Origin of the sequence: Thalassotalea sediminis, assembly GCF_030295915.1 — a bacterium.
Classification (GTDB): domain Bacteria; phylum Pseudomonadota; class Gammaproteobacteria; order Enterobacterales; family Alteromonadaceae; genus Thalassotalea_C; species Thalassotalea_C sediminis.
This window is the reverse complement of sequence record NZ_AP027361.1, coordinates 1,264,678-1,289,341: the sequence shown is the minus strand read 5'-3', so window position 1 is coordinate 1,289,341 and position 24,664 is coordinate 1,264,678. Positions and strand designations below refer to the sequence as shown.

The window sequence follows — 24,664 nt, the reverse complement described above, 5'->3', positions numbered from 1 at the left end:
CTGTTTGAGGTAGTAATTACATTAAGTAATTACCTTCGCACGGTATTTTGTAATTATAATTGATAAATAAAAGTAGTGATAACAAGGTCTATGGACAAATTGACAATAAAAACAGTATTCTTCGCAAGCTTTCTTTTTCTAATAGGCTGCTCATCATCCGAGGTTTCAGAAGTAGATAAAGTACCAGATAAATCGGCGCAAGCGTTATTTGTAGATGCAAGAGAAGCGCTTGATAACGGACTTTTTAAAAAAGCGATTCAAATATTATCAGCTATTGATTCTAGATTTCCATTTGGACCAATTTCACACCAAGTACAACTCGATCTGATTTATGCATACTATAAAAGTGGCGATACTGATCAAGGTGTGGCATTAGCGGATAGATTTTTAAAGCTAAACCCTAATAATGCCAATGTTGACTATGTATATTACATGCGCGCATTAATTAACTTATCAACTGAAAACAATTTATTTCAAGATATCGTAGGCATTGATCGTGCAGACAGAGATCCAACGGCAGCAAGAAGTGCCTTTAGCGACTTAAAAACTTTGATCACTGAGTTTCCTGATAGTAAATACGCGGCAGATTCAAGAAAGCGTATGATCGATATAAAATCTCGCCTAGCAAGATATGAACTTTCTGTGGCAAGATTTTATTTAAAACGAGAAGCCTACGCTTCCGCTGCTAATCGTGGCCGTTACATACTAGAATATTACTCACCAAGTAATGAAATGGAAGATGCGTTAGAAATTATGATCGAAAGCTATGACAAAATGGGGTTAGAAGATCTAAAAACTAACGCAATGCAAGTGCTTGCAGCTAACTTCCCTGAAAACGACATCATTAACTAATTAAATTAAAAATAAAAAAGGGCTAACAGCCCTTTTATTATTTTTGAAATTCAGCAACGTAATTAGTGTGTTATATTGCTTCGTCGTCTTCTTCACCAGTTCGAATTCTAATGACTCGCTCTACGTCAGTAATAAATATTTTTCCATCACCAATTTTACCTGTTTGCGCTGTTTCCATTATCGCCTCTACACAACGCTCTACACTCTCAGTGGCAACAACAATTTCAATTTTAGCTTTAGGAAGAAAATCCACCATATATTCGGCTCCTCGATAAAGCTCTGTATGACCCTTTTGTCGGCCAAACCCTTTAACTTCAGAGACAGTCATACCGGTAACACCAATTTCGCCTAGCGCTTCTCTAACATCATCTAACTTAAATGGCTTAATTATGGCTTCGATTTTTTTCATTTTCACTTCCATTGGTTTTATATCTATCTATATTTTACACAATTGTTGCCATGTCACAAAAATAAACACAATAAAATAAAATAAATTTTTGATACACTTACCTCGTTTTTATATCAAGTGTAATCAATTAGGAAGCACAATGAATCCGCAAGCTATTATCGAAGAAATGAAAGTATTACCTAAAATTGACGTTGAATATGAAATCAAACGCCGAGTGGATTTTATAAAACGTCAACTAAAAAATTCTGGTTTAAAAAACTTAGTTTTAGGTATTAGTGGAGGTGTTGATTCATCTACTTGCGGTAAACTAGCACAGTTAGCGATTAATGAGCTCAACGAAGAAACATCCGAAAACTATCAGTTTATTGCGGTAAGATTACCCTATGATATTCAAGCCGATGAAGATGAAGCACAATTAGCATTAAACTTTATACAACCAAGTCATTGCGTTACAACAAATGTGCAAGCAGGTGTAGACGGTATTCATGCAGAAGTAACATCAGCACTTCAGTCCACCGGCATATTAACAGCAACGATAGGAACTTTAGATTTTTCTAAAGGTAACGTTAAAGCACGCGTGCGCATGGTTAGCCAATATCATATCGCCGGCATATTAGGTGGGCTAGTTATTGGCACAGATCATTCTGCTGAAAATATTACCGGCTTTTTCACTAAATGGGGTGATGGTGCATGCGATATTGCACCACTTTTTGGCCTTTCAAAGCGACAAGTTAGGTCGTTAGCACAAGCATTAGGCGCACCTGAGGTATTAATAAATAAAGCGCCTACAGCAGATCTAGAAGATTTAGCACCGGGGAAAAAAGACGAAGATGCGCTTGGCTTAAGCTATGATCAACTAGATGACTTCTTAGAAGGAAAGCCAGTAGAACCTCATATTACAGAAAAAATACTCAACATTTACGCAAAAACTCAGCATAAAAGGTCGGCCATACCAACCATTTATGATGAATAATATCTGGCATTACATTTGTAATGCACTATAACTAATGCCAACGTAACCTAACTACAAGGATGTAGAAATGATTATTCGCAATACCGTTGGCCTTTCACTCATTGAACTACTAGTAACTCTAGCCTTACTTTCATCTATTACAGCGATCGCAGTACCAAGCTTCGCAGATTTCATCGTACGCTCTAGAGTTGATAATGAAATCTATCGAATTTCAACGTTATTACAAACGGCCAGAAATCACGCTATTAACTATAATACCACCGTCACTTTTTGCCCATTGAGTATAAATAATAGATGCAAAGATGATTGGTCAAAGCCATTAAGTGTATTTACTGACCCGAATAACAACAAAGAATTTGAACCTAGCCTAAAAGAAAAATTGCTTGCGCATAAACCCAATACTACGTCTGGCGACCAAATAACCTATGCGCGGTCTCGGATCGGTGTGACCTACTCACCAACGGGTCATTTATCAGGTTGGGGCCAAAACGGCACATTTAAGTATTGCCCGTATAATCACGCAGACAAAGCAAGAGGAATCATTGTCGCTACTTCAGGCAGAATTTATCAAACATTTCAATCTAGCACCGGCAAAGAACGTACGCGCTCCTATACGTATATCACCTGTAATTGACAATATTCTGCACTCACGTGCATGACTTTGATGACAAAATAGTGAAACAATTGGCTGAAACTTCATTTCAGTGGTATAAATGAAGTAACATGGCTCAAAAGGTAATGCTGTATGAACTACCTAGCTAAACACTTTACATTGAAGAAGCGCAATTATGGTTTTACGATGATTGAGCTTTTAGTAACGATTACAATACTAGGCATAGCGTCAATGATCGCAGTGCCTGCATTGTCTGAGTTTCTTGTTAAAAGTAGAACAGATAATGAAGTTATAGAGCTACAACGCTTTATTCTTACTGCTCGTAATGCAGCAATAAATTCCGGTCAACAAGTCACAATTTGTCCGTTAAATGCGGGTACATGCTCTAATGATTGGGATAAAACGATTAGCATGTTTATGAATGAAGATGATGCGACTAAGTATAATGCTGCTAATGAGACAATGGTAAAAGTGAAAGATGCAATATCGTCCGGCGATAAGTTAGCATTTAGTGATGGGAATACCTTGATTTATTCGCCAACTGGTCGCTTAGTAAATGGTCAAAACGTTACATTTACCTATTGCCCTAAGAATCATGCAAGTATAGCCAGAGGGGTATCTATTTCGCTGTCAGGACGCGTTTATATAACACAAGACACTGATAACGATAATAAAGATGAAGATAGGCTAGGAAATGAACTTAATTGCTGATAATCGTTAAATTAAGGCTTTTGCAACTCATGCTAATGGTAAAGTTAGTGCCAAGCGTTAGCGAATCAAAATACAGGTTATATAGATTAACCACTACCCTGTAACTACTGTGGCTTCACTACCTAATGACTACGGCACTAAATTACAGAATATTTAAAAAATATCAACAAACTTACTGCGCTTGAAATTCTTCTAAATATCTGGCTCGTCCAGCTTTAAATGCATCTTCTTCGGGTACACATTCCATAACTTTGTGAACAGATTTTAAACCTTTTTTACCTGTTACTCTGATTTGTTTACCTTGAATCATTTGTGGCAAAGCACTTAATGCCTTTTCTTTAACGGTTACCTTATGAATGGTACGCTCGCCACCGATAATTTCGATATAGCATTTAGCAAGTATTTTACCATTTTTGAGAACTGTTTTATCTTTTGCCAGTGCGTTATTGGCAAACAAACCCAAAATACATACAAAGATGAATATTCTCATTAATTATCTCCTAGACGTTACTTTTCCCAACAACCAGAGGTAGGTGTTTTAGCACCTACTTCATTAATGGTTAACGTTGTACATGCCGTATCCTTGACTTGTGTTAATTTAGCCGTTGCTGTCAAAATAAAGGTATCGTCGTTAACGGTTGCATCAATACTATACAACCCATTTTCAGTTACATACGGATCTGCATTCATCCCTAATGCTGTCATATCCGTCGTGTAAGCACGTGTATCGACGTAAAATTGCTCTTGTAAATTTGCAAGTCTGAGCAACTCTCTCTGCCCTTCTGTTCTATTACCGCGCAACACAAATTCATTGTAAGACGGGTATGCGACTGCAGCTAAAATACCAATAATTGCGACAACCATAAGTAACTCTACTATGGTGAAGCCTTTATTCTGCTTTCGAGTCTTACACATTTATTGTTCCTCATTGATATACAGATTAGTTCTCATTGTTTTTAGGCTAAAACCTACCGGAATAATACGACGACCAACAATTATGTTGCCTTTTGCATCATCAACGGTATTTGGGTCGCCGTCATCTTCAGGCAATACGATTAACGTTGGAGAACCTAAAAACTGCTCACTTATGTATACTTTGCGATCATCACCATCGGTAATACCATTAGGATTTTCAGCATCTGTCCACTGGTAAACATGAGTTCCTAGCGCTAAGTCAACCGCATATAGCCAACCTTGCCCACCCACAGGCTGACAAAGTGCCACATTTACCGTATCGGAAGGCGGAATATACGAAGTAAAATAAGCAACACCATTAATCACAATTGCCGTTGCTGAATTTTTCTCCCCCGCCGTTTTGTTAAAGTTTAAATACCAGCCAGATTTTTTACTGACGGCTATTTCCAACGTTTCCCTTTGCTGAGTCGTCATAGATTGATCGAATGGGTTATTCGTATAATTATATAAATCTGAATAGCTTATTGGACTAGGTATAGTTGGACTTGAAGACGCAGTAAATGATTGCGTGCGAACATGTTCATCTTTAATCATGAAAAAGGTATCTTGGGTATCTGTACCTAAAGGATTAGAACGATCACCTGAGCCAATTAAAATTGCTTCATACGGACGTTCTTGTCGAGAAATACGTTTAGTTTTTACACCGTTTGCATCCGTGTGTTCAGTTTCAAGTGTCTCAGATATAAATGTTCTTGCAATAGATGGTTCATTGAAAAAACGTCTATCAATACTGTTATCAGTACCATTGCCACCTAATGACGCTAATTTAAAAAATGTCCATGGCTCATTGGTATCTGTAGGGTTACCACCTGGCATATCGACACGCCAAACATCCCCCCCCGTATCACCAAAATACAATCTATCTGTTAGGCCATTACCGTCACTATCCAAGGTAGCAATGGCTGATGGGATGCTATGGTTGCCTGTATATGCAGTTGTTCCGCCACTAGGCGTTAAACTCCACTTTAAACTGCCTGTTTTAGCATCAACCATATATACGGCTCGACCCGAGTCGTCCGCAATACCAGGGCCTACGGCATCTTTTGTTGTATCATATCCACCGCCGAAAATAACGACGGGTGATGCAACAGCAGTTGCACCTGAACCTGATGTATTTAATGCTGAATAGGTTACCTTAGGTTGAGACCATGACTGTCCTAACTCGCTAAATCCTGCTGAACTGCTATCGATATGCCAAAGCAGCGACGGTGAATTCGGCGATGTAACATCTAACGCGTAATAGGAACTGCCTCCGCGTCTTAAGCCGAAAAATATCCAAACCTTATCAGAGCCATTTACAATGCCATCTCCATTAGCATCTTTAATGTACGAAGTAATCTTGCCATCGATACCATAAATCTTATCACCGCCAGCAAAATTTTCTCTAAGCCCTTTAATATTGCTAAAGAACTCGTGGGGCATAAATGCCCATGTTTCAGACACAACATCAGTTGTCGTATTATCTTCAAACATATGTAAAACACCAGCATTGGTGCCAATTAAAATCCGGATGGTATTACCGTAGTTAATAACAAGTGGTTTAGAATGAAGTGGATCGCCAAACACATCATATCGCATGTCTGTTTTGTCGGCATCTTTATCTTCATCATCTACATCAAGGCCTTTATGCCAATTAATGTAATCATCAATATCAGCTTCATCTACACCTAACTCTGTCGCTAACGCGGTCGAGCCACCAAAATACGTTTCTGCATTAGTGCGAGTAAAAGCTGTTAGCCCACCGCTTGCACCAATATTGCTATACAACGTCCTCGAAGTTGCATTTCTCAACATATCTGCAACACCACCTTCTGCTACCTTATTGCCATCTTCACTCGAAGGCTGTGACCAGAAGCTAGTTACCGTTTCAGAAAAATGACCGGTTTGTTCATCTAATGCAGGGACGTTATTTTGACCGTACTGAATACCATTCTCTACTTTGTATTTTTTTACATTACCCTGCCATCTAGGACCATTTTGCGGATCAAACATCGCATAATATACCGCATTTAATGTTTCTGTACGGTCAAAGTTATTCGCGGCAACTGAGGCAGAGGTTAAGCTTTGGTTGGTTGAATTTAACTGTTCAAAAATACTAGTGAATGCGCCAACTAGCGCGTTACCATCTTTAGCATAATAAAACTCGCCACCACCAAGCGCTGCTGTTTCTCTCAGTAAATCTTCGGCTTGTTTAGCACCATCAGAAAAACCAATGGTAAAAGTAGTTGCGATCTGCCTACCTTCTAAATCTAAGTTAATATCGTTATTTTGCATCCAGCCAGCAAGTGCCGCTAAATAATTACCATCGTATGCACTTCCTGAAAAATTAACGGTATTACCTGCTTCATCTTCAGACGTAAACCCTTTAATCTTAGCGTCAGCACCATTGTCATAAGTTGGTTCACCATCCGTTATCAGCACTACATGCACGTTACTATTACAAGGCTTTAAAGGGGTTTTATATGTGCCACCACTAGCAACGGTGTTATCCATTGGCGGAGAATTTTTAGAGTAACCATTTCTATTTTCGTCATCATCGCCAAAGTCAACATTCTTACCCGAAAAATATAAAGAGGCTTCATAAAGGCTTTCACATAAAGGTGTCCACGTATCTGGCGACAGTTGATTTTGGATGATATCTAACAGATCAGCTTTATTCGTTGGCGTCGCTTCTTTAATGCCATATACAATACGACCACCATTAGGGTCATTACTTGCGTCACCATCATTATAATTAAATATTTGTAAGCCAAAATCGACAGACGGCGCAGAAATAATAACCTTACTAATACTATCAATTGCTTGATCTAGTCTTGATCTTAACGTTTGATTAAGCGTTGCATTATGATGCCAGCGTAAGTAGTTGTCAGTATAAAGCGTTACTAGTTGACCACTCCAATCGACATTAGAATCACCAACGTTAGGTGTATGATATACGGGGTTTTTCTTTGTGCCTTGGCTATCAACTGGATAGCCTGAATCTAATGAGGGTATATTATTAGGGTTGCTTGATGTAACGTCATCTTCACAGTCAAGTATTTCAATATTAGCACCGTTATTATCTGGAATTTCTTCCCAAGTACCATTGTTTCCTTTAATGGCATATTCGCGAATGCGACCCGTGTAAAAACCATTAACCTTTAAAATATCAACCGCTGTTTGACAACTATTTATAGCATCTAAAAAACGTCTTGATTCGCTAGGGCTATCAGGTACAGGTAAAGATGTGCCATCGACCCCACCTTTAGTAAAGTAAACAAATTTATCGGATAACGAATTAAGTCCACCCACGGCAGGATAGTCCGTATCTGGATCATATGGCGCGGAAACAGTATCTTCTGTACTCATACTGCCTGAGTTATCTAGTATAATAAGCACTTGTGGTCTACTCGAAAGAGACTTCACAGTATCGCTTATATACAACTCGATATCTTCGCTAAATGACACGCTTGAAACAACACAAGCGACGAAAATTAATGCTAGTTTTTTCATAGTTCTCCCCAATAGGTCATTTATCTTAGTAACTGCTGAGAAACGCCAGAGTTTACTTCTACAGTACTATTATTCCCTCGACCATAATTTCGCGTAACTTGCACATTCAATACATTGCAAGCAAACACTTGGTTTGATGAAGCAGATCTAGAGTGGGAGCAATCTGCTTCAAGTTTAAATTCATTATTCGTAATATCAACACTCGCAACAGCGCCGGTTTTTGAGTTAGGCAGTAACTCCCCTTGATTATTATTAGGAAAATTACTATCTGCTATCGTGCGAGCAAATACATTCGCGTTTCCGGGTGCTAACTGATTATAAATCACTTCATCAACAGCACTAACCCCCGCTTGTGTTGCTACCATTTTTTCTTCGCTAGCCCCAGACATTTTGACATCTGATGTTGTATTTTGCATAAGAGCGGCAACAACAGCCGTAAGCGAAATTAAAAATACTAACGACACAATTAAAACAACACCACGTTGTTTTGAGGGCAATGATAAAGACTTATTAACAATTATCTTGGCCATGAATCTACCCTCGCATTAAATAATGTAACTGTTGACGTAAATAATAAACGTCTAAAGTTATCATTAGGTGTTATCTGTAGATCACCCAACGTATACGTATTATTATTAGTATAATCATTATCGGGCAAAATACTTCTTGCTAATACATAAATTTTAACAGCAATAATCGTATTATTACTGGTTTTATCCCAGTCACCGGCGGCCATATTTGCAGCTGATAAATAACTATCCACTATGCCGTTATCGTCAGAGTCTATTCCATACATAAATCGCACATATTCGATACCATCGATAATCGGTGCGAACGACATTGTTGTTGTCAGCCGGCCTTGCATTAATACCGGCACGTTGTAACCACCTTGTGCTTGCTCAGTCACATAGTATATATGATGCTGATATTGCCAAATTTGGGCATTTTCTATAGCCGGAATAGCGCCATTACCTAAAAATATTTGCCCGTCATTCATATTGGTAATGAGGTAATAATTGTTAGCATTAACATCAGCTGGTAATACAGGACTAGAAACCACCCTTTTCAACTGAATAATATCTGAGCCTATAAATGCTGGAGAAGCTGCAGCAAAACACCCTAAAGGATCAGCCGTCGCTGCGGTTGTTCCCCATAGCGTACGAAAATGACCAGTAGCGCCAGGAAATGTACCATTATTAACCCCTTCACCAATACATTCATTTGCAGGAGCAGCTGGTGCTAAACCATTTAATGCTGCAATATCTAACGTCCCCGTGTAATCTCCCCAGAAGTCCTGTCTGAGTAAATCATCGGAGAGTAAACTAATAGCAAAGCGGCCGTTTTCTTGAAGTTCCCCATAACTTGATGTTTCTTCAGATGTTACACGCATATTAACAAATATTGTTAATACACCAGCTAATAGAACTAAGCCAATCGCCATCGATACAAACAACTCGATGATGCTATAACCACCTTGTTTTTGCTGTCGATTACCGACTTTTATATGAACGTTATTCATTAGTTTATAAATGCCTCAACAACTACTTGTCGACGTTTGTCACTTGCTGCACCGCAATTATCTACTTTCTTTGCATCAGTAGTTGACGTTCTTCCTTTCCAAGTAACAACGACTTGCACAGCATTAGCGTTATGACTGACACATCCTCGAGCATCAATTAGCCCACCTCGTCTATCGCCACCAGATGTTACATCAGCCCCCATCAAAGCCAATTCCCACTCGTACATATCATTTGTCGCCATTTGTGCAGCTGTACAAGCTGCTCCTTGCACATTACACCTATTGGCTGGTATCGCATCTAGTGCAACGCCATAATCTGTTTTTGCATATGTTGCTAATGTGTCAGGATCATTACTACGCATACGTTCAATCATGTCTTTAGCTAATGAGGAGGCAAGTGACCTTTGCATCGCATCAAAACTGCTTTTTTTTACCGTTGCTTGCATGGCGACGGCACCTAATAGCCCTACAATCAATAAAAATAAAGCCACTAGCACTTCAATAAAAGTCATACCTCGTTGCTGAGTATTAGTGCGGTATTTATCCACGAAACCTGCCCTCGAACATGAAAAATGAACTAGAAAACAAAAATTTAAGACGAGCTAAACTTGCAGAATAGAACTCCTGCAACACACATGTGGGGGAATATGTGTTAAATATCACAAACGTGAACCGCATTAACCCATACCTTACATCGAAACAGCAAATAACTTTCCTTAATGTAAATTAAGCGAGCTACTTGCTTTACCGTTATTTAGAAAGTGAGTAGCAGATCAAATTGTTCAACCGCTCAACTTTTAGCCTTTTCTAAGACTAGCGCAATTCTATAGGAACCGCAAATACCGTATTTTCTTCTCGGCCAGGAAACTCAACTACCTCTTTTCCTCCATGGCTTTTTAATTTATCTATCACCTGCTTTACCAGTACCTCTGGTGCTGAAGCGCCTGCTGTAACACCAACAGCTCCAACATTTTGTAACCATGTTGTTTCTATATTCTCTGCTGCATCTATTAGAAAAGAGCGTGTACCAATTTTTTCCGCTAACTCTCTTAAGCGATTAGAATTAGAACTATTTTTAGCACCAACAACGAGTAAAAGATCAACTTCACTAGCGATAGCCCTAACAGCATCTTGACGATTTTGCGTCGCATAACAAATATCGTCTTTACGAGGCCCTTGAATATGAGGAAATTTAGCTTTCAGTGCGTCAATAACGTCACTTGTATCATCCACGGAGAGCGTCGTTTGGCTGCAATAATAAAGCTGACTTGGGTTTTTAACGGTCAATTTTGCCACATCAGCTGCAGATTCAACTAAGTAGATGCCACCTTGTTCACTTTCATATTGCCCCATCGTACCTTCTACTTCAGGGTGTCCAGCATGCCCTATTAATACGCACTCTACGCCTTTACGACTCGCTCTAGAGACTTCCATATGAACTTTTGTCACTAAAGGACAAGTAGCATCGAATACTTTCAAACCACGGTTTTTAGCTTGTTCACGCACTGCTTTTGAAACGCCATGGGCACTAAAGATAACTGTTGCATCATCGGGTACTTCGTGCAACTCATCAACAAATATCGCCCCACGTTTTTTTAACCCATTTACGACAAATTTATTATGTACAACTTCATGTCTTACATAAATTGGCGCATCAAATAAATCGAGTGCTCGGTCGACTATACTAATAGCACGATCTACACCCGCACAAAAACCACGAGGATTCGCTAATACAATTTCCATTAACTGTCTCCTGTCAAAACGTCGACTACGTCTATCATAAAGGTCACTGCTTGCCCTGCGAGCGGGTGATTAAAATCAACAGTAACAGAGTTTCCTGAAACATCTGTGATCATACCTGGTAACTCTATTCCACCCGGCTGAGTAAATGTAACGATGTTGCCAACTTGCGCAGGTGCATCAGAAGAAAATTTAGTGATATCTACATAATGTATATTATCAGGATTTGATTCGCCAAATGCATCAACAGCTTGTAATGTAAATTCTTTAGAGTCGCCTTTTTTTAAACCTAGCAACTGGCTTTCAAATGCAGGGGAAATACTTTCATCTCCCATTATAATCTTTGCGGGCTTATTGTGTACTTTTGTACTATCTGCTGCAGAGCCATCAGCAAGTTTCATTGTAATGTGCACAATAATTTGTGAATCAGGTTTAATTATGTCTGTCATTTTTATGCCTTTGCTGAATTTTTATTTTGCGTTTCTTGCGTAAACGAATCCCAGATCATCAATGCTGCACCTATAAAGATAACTGAATCAGCGATATTAAATGTCGGCCAATTATACCCGTTAACATGAAAATCCAGAAAGTCGATAACATAACCAAAAAGAGCGCGATCGATGAGATTACCCATTGCTCCACTTAACATAAACGCTAACGCGATAACTAGCTTTGTTTGATTTTTAGGTACTCTTAATAGCCACACAAAGAAGATCACACTCGCAACGACCGCAATAGTAGTAAAGAACCAGCGTTGCCACCCACCTTGATCAGCTAAGAAACTAAATGCAGCTCCAGTATTTTGCGCATAAGTAATATTGAAAAAAGGCAAAATCTCAATCGATTGATACAAATCCATTGAGTTTGCAACCCAATGTTTCGTTATTTGATCGACGACTAAACAGATCAAGGTTAACCATAACCACTTCAAGTTAGAATTTTGGCTAATTTTACTCATGAAAACATCTCTACTCAGATAAACAAAGTGCTCAGTTAAATACGTTAACTGAGCACTCATACAGATAAATCAATTAATGGCTATGCAAATTGACGCGTTTCGCCTTCACCATCAACGTTAGTCACACAGCGACCACATAGATCATGATAAGCCTCGTTAACACCAACATCATCTGTATAATGCCAACAACGCTCACATTTAGTACCAGTGCTACTGGCAATGTTAATCCATAAACCTTCAATTTCAGTCGCCTGAGCATTTGATGGTTGCTCGGTTGCAACCTCGACTTTGGCACCAGAGGTAATTAATACAAATCTTAACTCATCTTTTAGGGATTTAAGTTTATTTGCAAGTTGCTCTGTAGCGTAAAGAGTAACGTTAGCTTCTAAACCTTTACCAATAGTTTTCTCTTTGCGAGCAACTTCAATAACTTTATTTACTTCACTGCGAACTTGTAAAATACTCGTCCAGAAATCATCATTAAATTCACTGCCACTATCAACTTTTGCTAGCGCTTCAAACCACACATCAGTAAAAACGAATTCATCTCTCTCCCCCGTTGCTGGTGCAGGTAATGCTTGCCAAATTTCTTGCGCAGTAAAAGATAAAATTGGTGCCATCCAACGTGTCATCGCTTCAGCAATGAGGTACATTGCAGTTTGGCACGAACGACGGGCTACACTATCTTCTTTCGCGGTGTATTGACGATCTTTAATAATGTCTAAATAAAAACCACCTAACTCGGTCGTACAGAAATTCATTAATTTATGTACAACATTATGGAATTCATAATTATCGTATGCCGCGACGATTTCAGTTTGTAACTGTGCAGCTTTCGCTAATACCCAACGATCGAGTTCTACCATTTCATCAACAGCAATTGAGTGAGTTGCCGGCTCAAAACCATTAATATTGGCTAATAAGAAACGAGAAGTATTTCTGATTCTTCTGTACGCATCAGCCTGACGATTAAATATTTCTTGAGAGACCGTGATTTCTTGCGTGTAGTTAACAGAAGCAACCCACAAACGTAATATATCAGCACCTAATTTATTGGTAATTTCAGAAGGTGTAATAACATTACCAAGTGATTTAGACATTTTTCGTCCATTAACATCAACAGTAAATCCGTGCGTTAATACTTGTGAGTATGGCGCTTTACCATGCATCGCAACACTCGACATCATTGACGACATAAACCAACCACGGTGTTGATCAGAACCTTCCAAATATAAGTCAGCTGATTTACTAAATTCTTCTCTGGCATCAACAACGGTATAGTGCGTAACGCCAGAATCGAACCAAACATCTAACGTATCTGCAACTTTAACGTAATCTTGTGCGTCATCACCGATTAACTCTTGCGCGTCTAAATCAAACCACGCTTGAATGCCCGATTTTTCAACACGTTGAGCAACTTCTTCAATCAACTCAATACTTCTTGGATGAAGAGCACCTGTATCTTTGTGAATAAATAAAGCGATTGGCACGCCCCAAGTACGTTGACGTGAAATACACCAGTCTGGACGCCCTTCTACCATAGCGCGAATACGATCTTCACCCCACTCTGGTATCCACTGCGTTTTTTTAATCTCTTCGAGTGAGTCTTGGCGCAATCCTTTTTTATCCATACTAATGAACCATTGTGGCGTAGCACGGAAAATTATCGGCGTTTTATGACGCCAGCAATGCGGGTATGAATGCTCATAAGCATGATGATGTATCAATGCACCTTTTTCATTCAATAGATCAACAATGCCAGCATTTGCTTTAAATACATGTTGACCTGCGACAATCGGCGTACCTTCAATAAATACACCATTAGCCCCAACAGGGTTATATATTTCTAAGTCATACTTTTTACTGACGTTAAAGTCATCTACACCGTGTCCACCAGCGGTGTGAACACAGCCAGTGCCTGAATCAGTAGTAACATGGTCGCCACAAATTACAGGGACTGTAATATCATTAAATGGGTGTTGTAATTGCACATGTTCCAATGCTTCACCATGACAAAAACCTAAAGCATGGTATTTTTCAATGCCAAAACGATCTGTACATTGCGCAACTAAATCAGTCGCTAAAATCAAGCGAAACTTCTGACCTTCTTTTTCACACTGTATTAATGAATACTCTACGTCTGGGTGAACCGATACTGCTCTGTTTGCAGGTAAAGTCCAAGGCGTTGTTGTCCAAATTACAACACTAATTTCTCCTTCGCCAACTTTTCCTTCTGGGTGCGAAAACTTATCAGCTACTGACGCTTCAATAACGTTGAATTTCACATCAATTGCGGGTGATTGTTTATCTTGATATTCCACTTCAGCTTCTGCGAGCGCTGAGCCACAATCTGTACACCAATGTACAGGCTTAAAGCCTTGCTGTAAGTGACCATTTTCAGCTATTTTACCCAACGCACGAATGATGTTTGCTTCTGTATCAAAATTCATCGTCAAATATGGCTTGTCCCAATCACCAAAAACACCTAAGCGTTTAAAGTCTTCTCGTTGGCCATCTACTTGTTTGATAGCATAGTCTCGACACTTTTGACGAAACTCTGCTGCAGAAACTTTATGTCCAGGTTTACCAACCTTTTTCTCTACCATTAATTCTATTGGTAAACCGTGACAATCCCAACCAGGTACATAGGGAGAGTCAAAATCAGACAATGTTTTTGCTTTGATAATAATATCTTTCAGAATTTTATTAACAGAATGACCAAGATGAATATTGCCGTTTGCATATGGAGGGCCATCATGCAAAATAAACGACTTTTTACCCTTTTTAGCTGCGCGAATTTTGCTATAAAGATCTTTACTAGCCCAGTCTTTCAGCATTTGCGGTTCACGATTTGCCATATTGCCTTTCATTGGAAAGCTAGTAGCAGGCAAATTCAGGGTATGTTTGTAGTCACTCATTTATTGTTTATCCATTAATAATCAATTACTGCTAAAAAGTTATCTCGTCTCAAAGAAGCTTCGAGCTCGTTTACTGTCTATTTCTATTTGGCTTTTAAGTTGCTCTAAAGAAGAAAATCGCTGTTCTTTACGTAAACTTTTCATTAAAACCACTTCAATTGACTGACCATAAATCTCTTGGTCGAAATCAAAAATATGTACTTCAAGTTGTTGACGAATGCCATTAACACTAGGCCTAGAGCCTATATTCGCAACGCCTGCTAATACCTTACCATCGATGCGAACGCTTACTGCATAAACGCCTGCTACCGGTGAAACTCTTCTTTTTAAGTGCACATTTGCCGTTGGAAACCCTAACGTACGACCGCGTTTATCTCCGTGAAATACACGACCTATAATTGAATAAGGACGCCCTAACATAGCTTGCGCTTCATCTAGTGCATCTCGCTGCAAGGCATCTCGTATCGCTGTGCTACTAATACGACAATTTTCTAGTTTATAACTTGCAGTATCAGAAACCCCAAAACCAAATTTTTCACCTGCGCGACAAAGCATCTTAAAATCACCTGTGCGACCCTTACCAAATTTAAAGTCATCACCAATGATTAAATGATTAATATTTAACTGCGCAACTAACAAATCACTGACAAAAGCTTCCGCAGATAAACTGGCAAATCTGGCATTAAACGTTACACATAGCAAGCGTTTAACACCAAGCTTTTTCAGTAATGTGTATTTATCTCTCAATCTTGTTAATCTTGCCGGTGCACTCTCGGGTGTAAATAACTCTTGAGGTTGCGGCTCAAAAACCATCACAACAGGTACTGCATTTAATTCTTGCGCTTTATTTACAAGTGCTTTTATTACACGCTGATGACCTAAATGAACACCATCAAAATTTCCAATGGTTAACACGCTGCCTTGTTCGTCTTCTTGGTTCGCTAACTCAATGTTATGGATCCCACGAATTAATCGCATTAAAAATGTTAACCTTCTATTAAAAAAACTTCTGAAAAATAAAACGTCAACCGAACATTTATACGGCTGTAAATTTAAAATCGTCGAATTATAGCTTAGTCAACACGAAGAATCAGCCCATTGTTAGCGATTTTTTTCTTTATGATGCTGAACTTTAAAGTCAGTAAAACGTACACCAAGCACATACACACAAATAAAGTAGCTGATAATACCGCCAATTATGCACTTACTCAGCAAAAACACTTTGGCAAACAAAGTGAGTGTTAACCAATATTCGAAGCTTGGTGATAACCAATAAACAACATAAGCCATCACGGCAGAAGCACAAATAAGCCTCAAAATAAAAATTTTAACTTCGCTAGATAACTGATAAACCTGTTGAACTTTTAATCCTTTATATAACCAATAAGCATTTAATGTCGCAGATAATGTCGTTGCCATCGCAAGACCAACATAACCAAAGAACGGTGCCAATAATATATTAAAGATCATATTAGCAACCATCGCCTTAATACCAATTTTAACCGGCGTTTTTGTATCCTGCCTAGCGTAGTAGCCGGGTGCGAGTATTTTTATAAACATAAAACTAATTAACCCAGACAAATAAGCGAATAACGCAAGAGACACTTGATAAACATGAAACTGTGTAAATTCTCCACGCATAAATAGGATCATAATTATAGGTTGGGCCAATACCATTAATCCGACTAATGCAGGCCAACCTAACAAATTAATAATTTTTATACCCCAATCTAGCGTGTCGGAAAACTCTTTAACATTTTTCTTGGTATGTAACCTTGCTAAACTAGGCAAAATAACAGTCGCGATTCCAATACCAAATAATCCTAACGGGAACTCTAATAATCGATCTGCATAGTAAAGCCAACTTACCGCACCAGTTTCGAGCAGACTGGCGATTTGTGTATCTAACAATAAGTTAATTTGTGTAACAGAAACACCGAACAATGCAGGCGCCATTAACTTTCTAATTTTTACCACACCTTTATGCGCCCATCCCCAACGAGGTAGCACTAATGCACCAGCGCGATACAAGAAAGGCAATTGAAATAAAAATTGTAACAAGCCACCAAGAAATACACCCCAAGCAAGTGCATATTCTGGATTTTCAAAATAATCTCGCCCTAATATTGCCATCGAAATAATAGCGACATTCAATAAGACAGGGGTAAAAGATGAAACTGCAAATTTTCCGTATGCATTCAAGATAGCGCCTGATAGCGCCGTAAAACTGACAAACCATAAGTATGGAAATGTAATTTTTAATAAACTTGCGGCAAGGTCAAATTTTTCACTTGGCTCATCTTGTAAAGACTCTAAATAGAAACCAGGGCCAAATATCATCACAATAATGGGTGATGCAATCATACCTATTAATGTAACAAGCGTAACGAAAACGCCCAATGTTCCTGACACTTGCGCAATCAATTTACGTGTTTCTTGGGTTTTTTTATCAAGGTCGTTTTGATGATACTCACTTAAAACCGGAACAAATGATTGTGCAAATGCGCCTTCAGCAAATAAACGACGCAAAAAATTAGGGATTTTGTTTGCAAAGAAAAACGCGTCAGCCGAAGCGCCAGCGCCCATCAAATTGGCGATGACGATATCCCTTACGAGCCCTAATACGCGAGATATTAAGGTCATTGCGCTGACAATGATGCCTGATTTGACTAATTTACGACTCAACGAGTTTCCTTGTTAATATTTATACGCATCTACAATAACGACTAATTATGCGTTGTTTATTACGCTCAACACAAGTTGATATGACCTTAAAACAAATATTTAGCAAAGGAAGGTGTGAAATAAAGCAATATTTACTTCAGTGGTAAAAAAATTAAGCACTTCTAAATTTAAACGAAAGGATTATAGTGATACAATACCGCAGTAATTTGGAATATGGTTAAGCAATAAATTAATGAAATTGTCATCACAACTGACCACTCATTAAACAATCGTGCTAATTCTCACGCTTTATACCGAAAAACATTTGACATTGGGCTTAAAAAAAGGCATATTTCGACGCCTTAAATTTAGGCTATATTTGATATCATTTTTTAGGAGTTCACCTTGGCTAACTCAAAGCAAGCTAAGAAGCGCGCAGTACAATCTGAAAAGCGCCGTCAACATAATGCAAGTCGTCGTTCAATGATGCGCACTTTAGTAAAAAAAGTAATCGCTGCCATTGAAGCCGGTGACAAAGAAACAGCAACAAAAGAATTTGCAGCTGTTACACCAATTTTAGATCGTTACGCAAGTAAAGGTTTAATTCATAAGAACAAAGCGTCTCGTAACAAGAGCCGTTTAAATGCGAAAATCAAAGCACTTTAATTTGTTCTTTGGCATGATTTGAAAAAACCGGCTTTAGCCGGTTTTTTTTCGCCTTGCGAATACACCATTGCTTTGAATACTATTGCCAAGCGTTAAAAATTTCTCTAGTCTTTTCATCATCTCTCACACAAGGCCATAACAATGAAAAAAACACTACTTGCCTCTTCTATTATTTTTGCATCATCATTACTTTTAAGTGCGTGCAATGAGAAAGCACCAACGACAGACAATACCACAGCATTGCAATTAACCGACACCTATCAAGATAAACTCGATATTTATCAAGAAGTAACATTGACTGCAGATTTAACGCATCTCAATGATAACCAACGTAAAATGTTATCACTGCTCATAGAAGCATCTGACATTATTGATGAGCTATTTTGGCAACAAGCCTATAACAAAGATAAAGCAGCATTTTTAAAGGCCATTGAGCACAAAGACACAAAAAAATTTGCAGCGATTAATTATGGTCCATGGGATAGAATGAATGGTGATATGCCTTTTTTAAAAGGTGTTGATGCTAAGCCTCTAGGCGCGCAATTTTATCCGGAAGACATGACAAAAGCAGAGTTTGACCAAGCCAGTTTTGAAGGAAAAGAAAGTTTATATTCACTCGTTCGACGAAATAAGCAAGGCGAGCTTATATCAATTGCCTATTCAGAAGCCTTTCATGATGAACTACAACGTATTGCGGCAATCCTTGAAAAAGCAGCAACGTTTGCTGAAGATAAAGAATTTGCAAATTATTTAACAATGCGAGCTGAAGCACTGCTCACTGATAATTATCAAGCTTCAGATTTTGCTTGGATGGATATGAAAAACAACCCAATTGATGTTGTTATCGGCCCTATCGAAACTTATGAAGACCAACTCTATGGTTACAGAGCAGCCTTTGAGTCATACGTATTAGTTAAAGACATGGCATGGAGCGAAAAGCTTGCAAAGTATGCTGCTTATTTACCAGAATTACAAAAAGGACTCCCAGTCAGTCGTAAGTATAGAAAAGAAATGCCTGGTACTGACGCTGATTTAAATGCCTATGATGTTATTTATGCAACTGGACATGCCAATGCCGGTGGTAAAACCATCGCAATTAATCTGCCCAATGATGAAAAAGTACAATTAGAAAAAGGCACTCGCCGCTTGCAACTTAAGAATGCAATGCGTGCTAAATATGATGCGATAATGGCACCGCTTGCAGAGGTACTTATCGTTCCTGAGCAAAGAGAACACGTTACGTTCAATGCATTTTTTGCAAATACAATGTTTCATGAAGTTGCGCATGGTCTTGGTATCAAAAACACAATTAACAATAAAGGTACAGTTCGCCAGTCGCTGAAAGAACATGCTTCAGCATTAGAAGAAGGTAAAGCAGATATCCTCGGTCTATACATGGTGCGTCAACTGCTTGATAAAAAGGTTATCACAGAAGGTCAACTAGAAGACTATTACACAACCTTTCTAGCGGGTATCTTCCGTTCAGTGCGTTTTGGCGCGAGTTCAGCACATGGTAAAGCAAATATGGTACGTTTTAACTATTTTGCTGAACACGAAGCGTTTACACGTAATGAGCAAGGACTTTATCAAGTGAATTATGAAAAAATGACTAAAGCCATCGATAGTCTTTCTACATTAATATTGACCTTACAAGGCAATGGTGATTATCAAGGCGTCGCAAAGCTCGTTGCAGAAACAGGTATAATTAAACCAGAATTACAAAATGATTTAGCAAAACTTTCAGCTGCCAATATCCCAGTAGATATTACCTACCTTCAAGGTAAGAAACAGCTGGGCTTACGCTAATCCTACTTATTTAAGGAGGCGAGTTTAAACCTGCCTCCTTTTTTCATTTTAACGACACGTTAGTTCAGGTTAGTTACCGAACTTCTCTTCAGCTATACGATTTTGCGCCTTATTTAAAAACGTTTGATATTCACTTTCAATACAGGGATCAATTAAGTTGCGTTGGCAAACACTTTTTCGATAACGAAATTCAAACAAACGACTCCATAAAGATAATTGTTCTGCAACTTCATATTCGGCATTACTAGCAAGTAATAATGTCGCAATTTCTGCAGTCGATAATTGAAAATCTTTTTCAGCTTTTCTTAATGTGTACTTTGAATCAAACTTTAGTTCATGAAGCACTGATTGCGTCAATGATATTACGGGTAACCTTTCTAGATAAGGGCTTTTTCGATACATTTTTTTGGCCTCACGCCAGCTACCGTCAAGTAATATAAATAACGGCTTTTTATTACTCAAGCCGCTAGGCACACTATGATGAACTGGAATATTCGAAGTAACGTACTCTTCTGGAAAAACAACATAGGGTTGATATTGAATATCGTGTAATAAGGTTAACAAATTAGCGTCGACATCGGTACGCTGCCATTGAAAAGCGTATGTTTCTTTTACCACATCAGCGATCAGGCGTCCGGTATTACTTGGTTTTAACACTTCACTATCATGCATTAACAACATAAAAGCACTTGCGGTTACACGAGACACACACAACTGGCAAATACAATTAACCTTTGCTACTTGGCAAAGCTCACACCTGATAACTCCTTTTCCTCTTGCATTAAAAGGCTTGGTAGAAATGGCTTTTCTTGAAAAATATAATTGATGAACGGCGTGCATTGCTTACCTATAACGAGAGTTAAAGCATTATTCTACGCTCTTTTATAGATAAATAAAAAAGGCATGTTATTTACATGCCCTTATTAAAAAATATTACCATTAAGCCTTTTTGTGTTGGCTATTGTCGACCGATACAACGTTAACCTTTGGCATTTCAGGAATAATTGATTTCAACTTTTCTTCTAACAAATCGATTTTTTCAATTGAATAACATAGTTTTTCACCACGTTGCTCGATGACATTAGCACGAGATTCCATTTCATATTCTATTTGCTCACCAAACTTTTCCATTTTATGCTCAAATGCATCCATATCACCACCAGCAAGCAATAGCTCTTGACCTACAGCAATAAGCAACGTGCCCATAGAGTTTTCAACTGTTTTTTCAACAATACTTTCAATTCGTTGTTCAAAGTCTTCACTTAAGAAATCTCCTTGAACTGTGCCATCTTCTTCTATTGTAAAGTTGTTAACATCAAAACGCTCATCAAGCTCTTGTTTTAACGAATAAAGCTCAGAAGATAAATCATTGCCAACTTTATTATCTTCCCCCAACAATTCGTCAAAAGCGATACTTACTCCTTCCGACGCTAATTCAATTGCATCAGTGGCTATTCCTTTAACCTCTGGTATTAACGCTTTAATTTCAGCTGCATATTGAGAAACAGCCTCTTGTTGTGCAGCATTTAAAGCAATAGTTTCACTATTGATAATTAGCGTACGACCATCAACTATTTTATAAATCGCTTTATCATGCTTAGTCATCGTAATAACGTTATTTTTTATGCTAAAGCCAGCATTTAAATCTACGTCACACGAATCAGTTGAAAAATGAGTATCATGTGCCATAGCACCTGTCGATAATAATACTGCGCATGCGATAATTGCTTTCATTCTTTTATCCTTTATCAATCAAGTTATTACAATTAAGGTAATACAAGTGAAATGCCAACTTTTAATCCATTGATATATAACGTTTTATAAAAAAACACACCTGTTAAATCATATCTATTTTGCTGTGAATTAGCCTAATAAACGAATTATTAGTTTTTTTAACTAACCCTAGAATAAACTTAATTGTAATAAATCGTTCAAAACTTAGACTAGATGATCATCACCACTCATAGGACTAGTTAGATGAGAACAACCATTGACAATTTTTGGCAAGAAAACAAAAAATTCGCGTTATTTTTATTGCTCATGCTCGTATTTAGAAGTGCTGTTGCAGACTGGAATGATGTTCCTACGGGTTCAATGAAGCCTACCATTATCGAAGGCGATAGAATTTTCATTAATAAATTAGCCTACGATGTAAACCTACCATTTTTTCAATTCTCACTAATAAAGCTCGCTGATCCTGATGTTAATGACATCATCATTTTTGAATCAAATGCGGCGGGGAAACGCTTAGTAAAACGTGTTATTGGTGTCCCTGGGGATGTGGTCGAAATGGTTGATAATAAGCTGATTATTAATCATCAGGCTGTTCGTTATCGCCGTATAAATCAATCAAATAAACAAGAAATGAACATGTATACGGAAAACATTATCGGACATACACATCACATTCAAACAACTGAAGAACATAATAACTATGGCAACTTCTCACCTGTTGTTGTACCTACAGATCATTATTTAGTATTAGGTGATAATCGAAACAACAGCGCGGACTCAAGAGTCATTGGTTTTGTGCCTAGGCGTGAGATTATTGGCAAGTCAACTCACGTAGTATTCTCGCTAGATTATGAACACTACTATTTACCAAGAATAGATCGCTTTTTTGCATCTATTTAAACTATAAATGCGCTCAAGGTAAAGGCCTTGAGCGCGAGGTTTTAAATAAGCATGAACTAATTTAAATTTAGAGCTTGTACTTTCTCATGCACAATATCAGGGGTAGTAACCATAGGTTTGTCATGTAATTTTGCTTTTAATTGTCCTTTACGATGTTTTAATGCTGCATCAAGCTTTTTCACAGATTGAGCAATGGCCGGATACATTACTTCTTCATTTGCCGACGCAACTACTGGCGCCCCCTCATAGTTAGTTGTCAACTCAACATGATGCTTACCGTGAGCCTTAGTAATGATGACCTCTGTAGAAATTAACGTAGGAAAATGATTGGCGATTTTTGCAAGTTTTTCTTCAATATGTGATTTTACAGAATCAGTAACGTCAACGTGATGACCAGAAACGTTTATTTTCATAGCTTTTCCTTTTTTGTTGTTACCTAACTATAAGACTGAGGGAAAATAGCCAAAACGCAAGTAAATTAACGTATTAATTTGATCACAATCAGCAAGTGTATATTATTGATACACTTTTAGCACAATAAATAACCTCCTTACTAAAGTGCACACTCAAACAGTACAACTTTTTGTTTTTGTGGTGGCAAAAAAATCTCTTTAACTCGCTCAAACCCTAACTTTGCCAATAAATTAATTGAACGTTTATTGTCAGGATTACAAATTGCCTGAAGTACTGACATACTCTGTTTTTGCTTAACATGTGCTAGAACACCATTAGCGGCTTCAAATGCATATCCTTTTCCATGATGTGCCTGTAGCAAAGCATACCCTATTTCAGGGTGTTCAATACCGTCACGTTTTATTAAACCGCACAGGCCAATAGGCGTATTACTCTCTTTAACAACAACACATAACAAACAAAAGTTGTAACGTTTAAACTGCTCAAGTGGTCCATTATTTATATAAGCTTTTGCCCCTGCAATATCGTTTACGTCTTTATCACCAATGTTTTGAATAAATGCTGGTTCATTCAGAAGTGACACAATCATTGGTGCGTCGTTATGGTCAAGCAGACGCAAAGTAAGTCGTTCGGTATTAATATTTTGCACGATATTTCCTTTATTACGTTTTGTCCATTTTCACAGTTATAATTTAACTATTTTTTAGTAATTATGACCAATTCGTTAGCTTTTTATATATATACGATGTATAGGCAAAAAACCAAAAAAAACACTAACCCATTGTTTATAATAAAAATTTTAAAATTGGCATTGTCACTGCAATAGTCTTATCGAAATATGAGCAGGAGAGTCACAATGAAATTATTCACAACTTTAGCAACCGTAGCAACAATTTCTTTCGCAATGGTAAGTTCAGTAAGCGGCGTTGAAATCACATCAGCAAAATTAACTGCTGGAGATAAAAGTACATCAACTAAAATATGTATGTCAGCAGCAAGCGGTAGTCGTATTGCACTATTAAAATCTGTCGAACAATCAGGTTATTCGCGCCAATATATCTACAAAAACTTAGCGTGCAATGAATTGCCGGTTACTGACTTTGTCGCACAATATGGTAAATCACCTGAAAAAATTAACGCGATGCTAAGTCGAGGACAATATAAAGGACAGGTAACTATTCAAGATGTTGTCGCGCCTTAATTAATATTCAATTCATATTCCCTTAGCACCAAATATTTGGTGCTTTTTTTTATCCATCATATTTTTTCCTCCTTTATTTTTCGTTATAATTTTACAGCCTAACAGTCTAATTTTTTTGA

Annotated in this window: 25 protein-coding genes; 8 read left to right on the top strand and 17 right to left on the bottom strand. The window is 38.0% G+C overall.

Annotated features, from left to right (window positions below; translation table 11 throughout):
* Positions 1-90 precede the first annotated feature (90 nt).
* On the top strand, positions 91-852 hold the full coding sequence (locus QUE09_RS05860) for an outer membrane protein assembly factor BamD (protein WP_286235272.1): 762 nt from the start codon (positions 91-93) through the stop codon (positions 850-852).
* 70 nt (positions 853-922) lie between these two features.
* Here the strand turns inward: QUE09_RS05860 and glnB are convergent, their stop codons facing one another.
* Positions 923-1,261, bottom strand: coding sequence for a nitrogen regulatory protein P-II (glnB, locus tag QUE09_RS05855; protein WP_286235271.1), 339 nt, complete (start codon positions 1,259-1,261; stop codon positions 923-925).
* A 139-nt stretch (positions 1,262-1,400) separates the two neighbouring features.
* On the opposite strand from glnB, the gene nadE reads away from it, so the two are divergent.
* The 3 genes from nadE (at position 1,401) to QUE09_RS05840 (ending at position 3,558) form a co-directional block, all read left to right on the top strand.
* Positions 1,401-2,234 (top strand): NAD(+) synthase, encoded by an 834-nt coding sequence (nadE, locus tag QUE09_RS05850; RefSeq protein ID WP_286235270.1) that lies wholly within the window; start codon positions 1,401-1,403, stop codon positions 2,232-2,234.
* A gap of 67 nt (positions 2,235-2,301) precedes the next feature.
* On the top strand, positions 2,302-2,868 hold the full coding sequence (locus QUE09_RS05845) for a GspH/FimT family pseudopilin (RefSeq protein WP_286235269.1): 567 nt from the start codon (positions 2,302-2,304) through the stop codon (positions 2,866-2,868).
* Positions 2,869-2,979: 111 nt separating this feature from the next.
* Complete coding sequence (locus tag QUE09_RS05840; protein ID WP_286235268.1) at positions 2,980-3,558, top strand: GspH/FimT family pseudopilin; 579 nt, start codon at positions 2,980-2,982, stop codon at positions 3,556-3,558.
* 172 nt (positions 3,559-3,730) lie between these two features.
* Here the strand turns inward: QUE09_RS05840 and QUE09_RS05835 are convergent, their stop codons facing one another.
* From QUE09_RS05835 to murJ, 12 genes are all read right to left on the bottom strand, one after another.
* A complete protein-coding gene (locus tag QUE09_RS05835) occupies positions 3,731-4,048 on the bottom strand; it encodes a hypothetical protein (protein WP_286235267.1) in 318 nt (105 codons plus the stop codon).
* 17 nt (positions 4,049-4,065) lie between these two features.
* Positions 4,066-4,473, bottom strand: coding sequence for a type IV pilin protein (locus QUE09_RS05830; protein ID WP_286235266.1), 408 nt, complete (start codon positions 4,471-4,473; stop codon positions 4,066-4,068).
* The gene (locus tag QUE09_RS05825) at positions 4,474-8,025 is read right to left on the bottom strand and encodes a pilus assembly protein (protein ID WP_286235265.1); all 3,552 of its coding nucleotides are present in this window, start codon (positions 8,023-8,025) and stop codon (positions 4,474-4,476) included.
* 20 nt (positions 8,026-8,045) lie between these two features.
* Complete coding sequence (locus tag QUE09_RS05820) at positions 8,046-8,555, bottom strand: pilus assembly PilX family protein (RefSeq protein WP_286235264.1); 510 nt, start codon at positions 8,553-8,555, stop codon at positions 8,046-8,048.
* Positions 8,543-9,544, bottom strand: a complete 1,002-nt coding sequence (locus QUE09_RS05815) for a PilW family protein (protein WP_286235263.1) — start codon at positions 9,542-9,544, stop codon at positions 8,543-8,545. The genes QUE09_RS05820 and QUE09_RS05815 overlap by 13 nt, the downstream gene beginning before the upstream one ends.
* Entirely contained in the window at positions 9,544-10,092 is a 549-nt protein-coding gene (gene pilV / locus QUE09_RS05810; RefSeq protein WP_286235262.1) for a type IV pilus modification protein PilV, read from the bottom strand. The genes QUE09_RS05815 and pilV overlap by 1 nt, the downstream gene beginning before the upstream one ends.
* A gap of 265 nt (positions 10,093-10,357) precedes the next feature.
* Positions 10,358-11,287 (bottom strand): 4-hydroxy-3-methylbut-2-enyl diphosphate reductase, encoded by a 930-nt coding sequence (gene ispH, locus QUE09_RS05805; RefSeq protein ID WP_286235261.1) that lies wholly within the window; start codon positions 11,285-11,287, stop codon positions 10,358-10,360.
* On the bottom strand, positions 11,287-11,733 hold the full coding sequence (fkpB, locus tag QUE09_RS05800) for an FKBP-type peptidyl-prolyl cis-trans isomerase (protein ID WP_286235260.1): 447 nt from the start codon (positions 11,731-11,733) through the stop codon (positions 11,287-11,289). The genes ispH and fkpB overlap by 1 nt, the downstream gene beginning before the upstream one ends.
* A gap of 2 nt (positions 11,734-11,735) precedes the next feature.
* The gene (gene lspA / locus QUE09_RS05795; protein ID WP_286235259.1) at positions 11,736-12,242 is read right to left on the bottom strand and encodes a signal peptidase II; all 507 of its coding nucleotides are present in this window, start codon (positions 12,240-12,242) and stop codon (positions 11,736-11,738) included.
* 80 nt (positions 12,243-12,322) lie between these two features.
* Positions 12,323-15,160, bottom strand: a complete 2,838-nt coding sequence (ileS, locus tag QUE09_RS05790) for an isoleucine--tRNA ligase (RefSeq protein WP_286235258.1) — start codon at positions 15,158-15,160, stop codon at positions 12,323-12,325.
* 39 nt (positions 15,161-15,199) lie between these two features.
* The gene (ribF, locus tag QUE09_RS05785) at positions 15,200-16,138 is read right to left on the bottom strand and encodes a bifunctional riboflavin kinase/FAD synthetase (protein WP_286235257.1); all 939 of its coding nucleotides are present in this window, start codon (positions 16,136-16,138) and stop codon (positions 15,200-15,202) included.
* A 123-nt stretch (positions 16,139-16,261) separates the two neighbouring features.
* Positions 16,262-17,845, bottom strand: a complete 1,584-nt coding sequence (gene murJ / locus QUE09_RS05780) for a murein biosynthesis integral membrane protein MurJ (protein ID WP_286235256.1) — start codon at positions 17,843-17,845, stop codon at positions 16,262-16,264.
* Positions 17,846-18,229: 384 nt separating this feature from the next.
* Between murJ and rpsT the strand changes: the two genes are divergently transcribed.
* Positions 18,230-18,490, top strand: coding sequence for a 30S ribosomal protein S20 (rpsT, locus tag QUE09_RS05775; protein WP_286235255.1), 261 nt, complete (start codon positions 18,230-18,232; stop codon positions 18,488-18,490).
* 141 nt (positions 18,491-18,631) lie between these two features.
* Positions 18,632-20,296 carry a dipeptidyl-peptidase 3 family protein gene (locus tag QUE09_RS05770; RefSeq protein ID WP_286235254.1) on the top strand — a complete coding sequence of 555 codons (1,665 nt, stop codon included), beginning with the start codon at positions 18,632-18,634 and terminating at the stop codon, positions 20,294-20,296.
* A gap of 69 nt (positions 20,297-20,365) precedes the next feature.
* Here QUE09_RS05770 and QUE09_RS05765 read toward each other — a convergent pair whose 3' ends face one another.
* Together QUE09_RS05765 and QUE09_RS05760 are read right to left on the bottom strand one after the other, a co-directional pair.
* Positions 20,366-21,136 (bottom strand): tRNA-uridine aminocarboxypropyltransferase, encoded by a 771-nt coding sequence (locus tag QUE09_RS05765; protein WP_286235253.1) that lies wholly within the window; start codon positions 21,134-21,136, stop codon positions 20,366-20,368.
* A gap of 99 nt (positions 21,137-21,235) precedes the next feature.
* Complete coding sequence (locus QUE09_RS05760; protein ID WP_286235252.1) at positions 21,236-22,030, bottom strand: DUF2884 family protein; 795 nt, start codon at positions 22,028-22,030, stop codon at positions 21,236-21,238.
* 243 nt (positions 22,031-22,273) lie between these two features.
* Here QUE09_RS05760 and lepB point away from each other — a divergent pair, with 243 nt between their 5' ends.
* Positions 22,274-22,930 (top strand): signal peptidase I, encoded by a 657-nt coding sequence (lepB, locus tag QUE09_RS05755; RefSeq protein ID WP_286235251.1) that lies wholly within the window; start codon positions 22,274-22,276, stop codon positions 22,928-22,930.
* A 56-nt stretch (positions 22,931-22,986) separates the two neighbouring features.
* Here the strand turns inward: lepB and hpf are convergent, their stop codons facing one another.
* Positions 22,987-23,343 (bottom strand): ribosome hibernation-promoting factor, HPF/YfiA family, encoded by a 357-nt coding sequence (gene hpf / locus QUE09_RS05750; protein ID WP_286235250.1) that lies wholly within the window; start codon positions 23,341-23,343, stop codon positions 22,987-22,989.
* Positions 23,344-23,483: 140 nt separating this feature from the next.
* A complete protein-coding gene (locus tag QUE09_RS05745) occupies positions 23,484-23,993 on the bottom strand; it encodes a GNAT family N-acetyltransferase (protein WP_286235249.1) in 510 nt (169 codons plus the stop codon).
* A 207-nt stretch (positions 23,994-24,200) separates the two neighbouring features.
* On the opposite strand from QUE09_RS05745, the gene QUE09_RS05740 reads away from it, so the two are divergent.
* Positions 24,201-24,545 (top strand): DUF3718 domain-containing protein, encoded by a 345-nt coding sequence (locus QUE09_RS05740; RefSeq protein ID WP_286235248.1) that lies wholly within the window; start codon positions 24,201-24,203, stop codon positions 24,543-24,545.
* The last annotated feature ends 119 nt before the right edge of the window (positions 24,546-24,664 follow it).

Bases quoted from the DNA above. Each gene is read 5' to 3' on its own strand.
- QUE09_RS05860 (WP_286235272.1), top strand. From the start codon at position 91: ATGGACAAATTGACAATAAAAACAGTATTCTTCGCAAGCTTTCTTTTT.
- ispH (WP_286235261.1), bottom strand. From the start codon at position 11,287: ATGGAAATTGTATTAGCGAATCCTCGTGGTTTTTGTGCGGGTGTAGAT.
- QUE09_RS05765 (WP_286235253.1), bottom strand. From the start codon at position 21,136: ATGCACGCCGTTCATCAATTATATTTTTCAAGAAAAGCCATTTCTACC.
- QUE09_RS05835 (WP_286235267.1), bottom strand. From the start codon at position 4,048: ATGAGAATATTCATCTTTGTATGTATTTTGGGTTTGTTTGCCAATAAC.
- nadE (WP_286235270.1), top strand. From the start codon at position 1,401: ATGAATCCGCAAGCTATTATCGAAGAAATGAAAGTATTACCTAAAATT.
- QUE09_RS05840 (WP_286235268.1), top strand. From the start codon at position 2,980: ATGAACTACCTAGCTAAACACTTTACATTGAAGAAGCGCAATTATGGT.
- hpf (WP_286235250.1), bottom strand. From the start codon at position 23,343: ATGAAAATAAACGTTTCTGGTCATCACGTTGACGTTACTGATTCTGTA.
- QUE09_RS05820 (WP_286235264.1), bottom strand. From the start codon at position 8,555: ATGGCCAAGATAATTGTTAATAAGTCTTTATCATTGCCCTCAAAACAA.
- ileS (WP_286235258.1), bottom strand. From the start codon at position 15,160: ATGAGTGACTACAAACATACCCTGAATTTGCCTGCTACTAGCTTTCCA.
- QUE09_RS05830 (WP_286235266.1), bottom strand. From the start codon at position 4,473: ATGTGTAAGACTCGAAAGCAGAATAAAGGCTTCACCATAGTAGAGTTA.
- ribF (WP_286235257.1), bottom strand. From the start codon at position 16,138: ATGCGATTAATTCGTGGGATCCATAACATTGAGTTAGCGAACCAAGAA.
- QUE09_RS05770 (WP_286235254.1), top strand. From the start codon at position 18,632: ATGAAAAAAACACTACTTGCCTCTTCTATTATTTTTGCATCATCATTA.
- QUE09_RS05845 (WP_286235269.1), top strand. From the start codon at position 2,302: ATGATTATTCGCAATACCGTTGGCCTTTCACTCATTGAACTACTAGTA.
- fkpB (WP_286235260.1), bottom strand. From the start codon at position 11,733: ATGACAGACATAATTAAACCTGATTCACAAATTATTGTGCACATTACA.
- lspA (WP_286235259.1), bottom strand. From the start codon at position 12,242: ATGAGTAAAATTAGCCAAAATTCTAACTTGAAGTGGTTATGGTTAACC.
- QUE09_RS05825 (WP_286235265.1), bottom strand. From the start codon at position 8,025: ATGAAAAAACTAGCATTAATTTTCGTCGCTTGTGTTGTTTCAAGCGTG.
- QUE09_RS05815 (WP_286235263.1), bottom strand. From the start codon at position 9,544: ATGAATAACGTTCATATAAAAGTCGGTAATCGACAGCAAAAACAAGGT.
- lepB (WP_286235251.1), top strand. From the start codon at position 22,274: ATGAGAACAACCATTGACAATTTTTGGCAAGAAAACAAAAAATTCGCG.
- QUE09_RS05740 (WP_286235248.1), top strand. From the start codon at position 24,201: ATGAAATTATTCACAACTTTAGCAACCGTAGCAACAATTTCTTTCGCA.
- QUE09_RS05760 (WP_286235252.1), bottom strand. From the start codon at position 22,030: ATGAAAGCAATTATCGCATGCGCAGTATTATTATCGACAGGTGCTATG.
- glnB (WP_286235271.1), bottom strand. From the start codon at position 1,261: ATGAAAAAAATCGAAGCCATAATTAAGCCATTTAAGTTAGATGATGTT.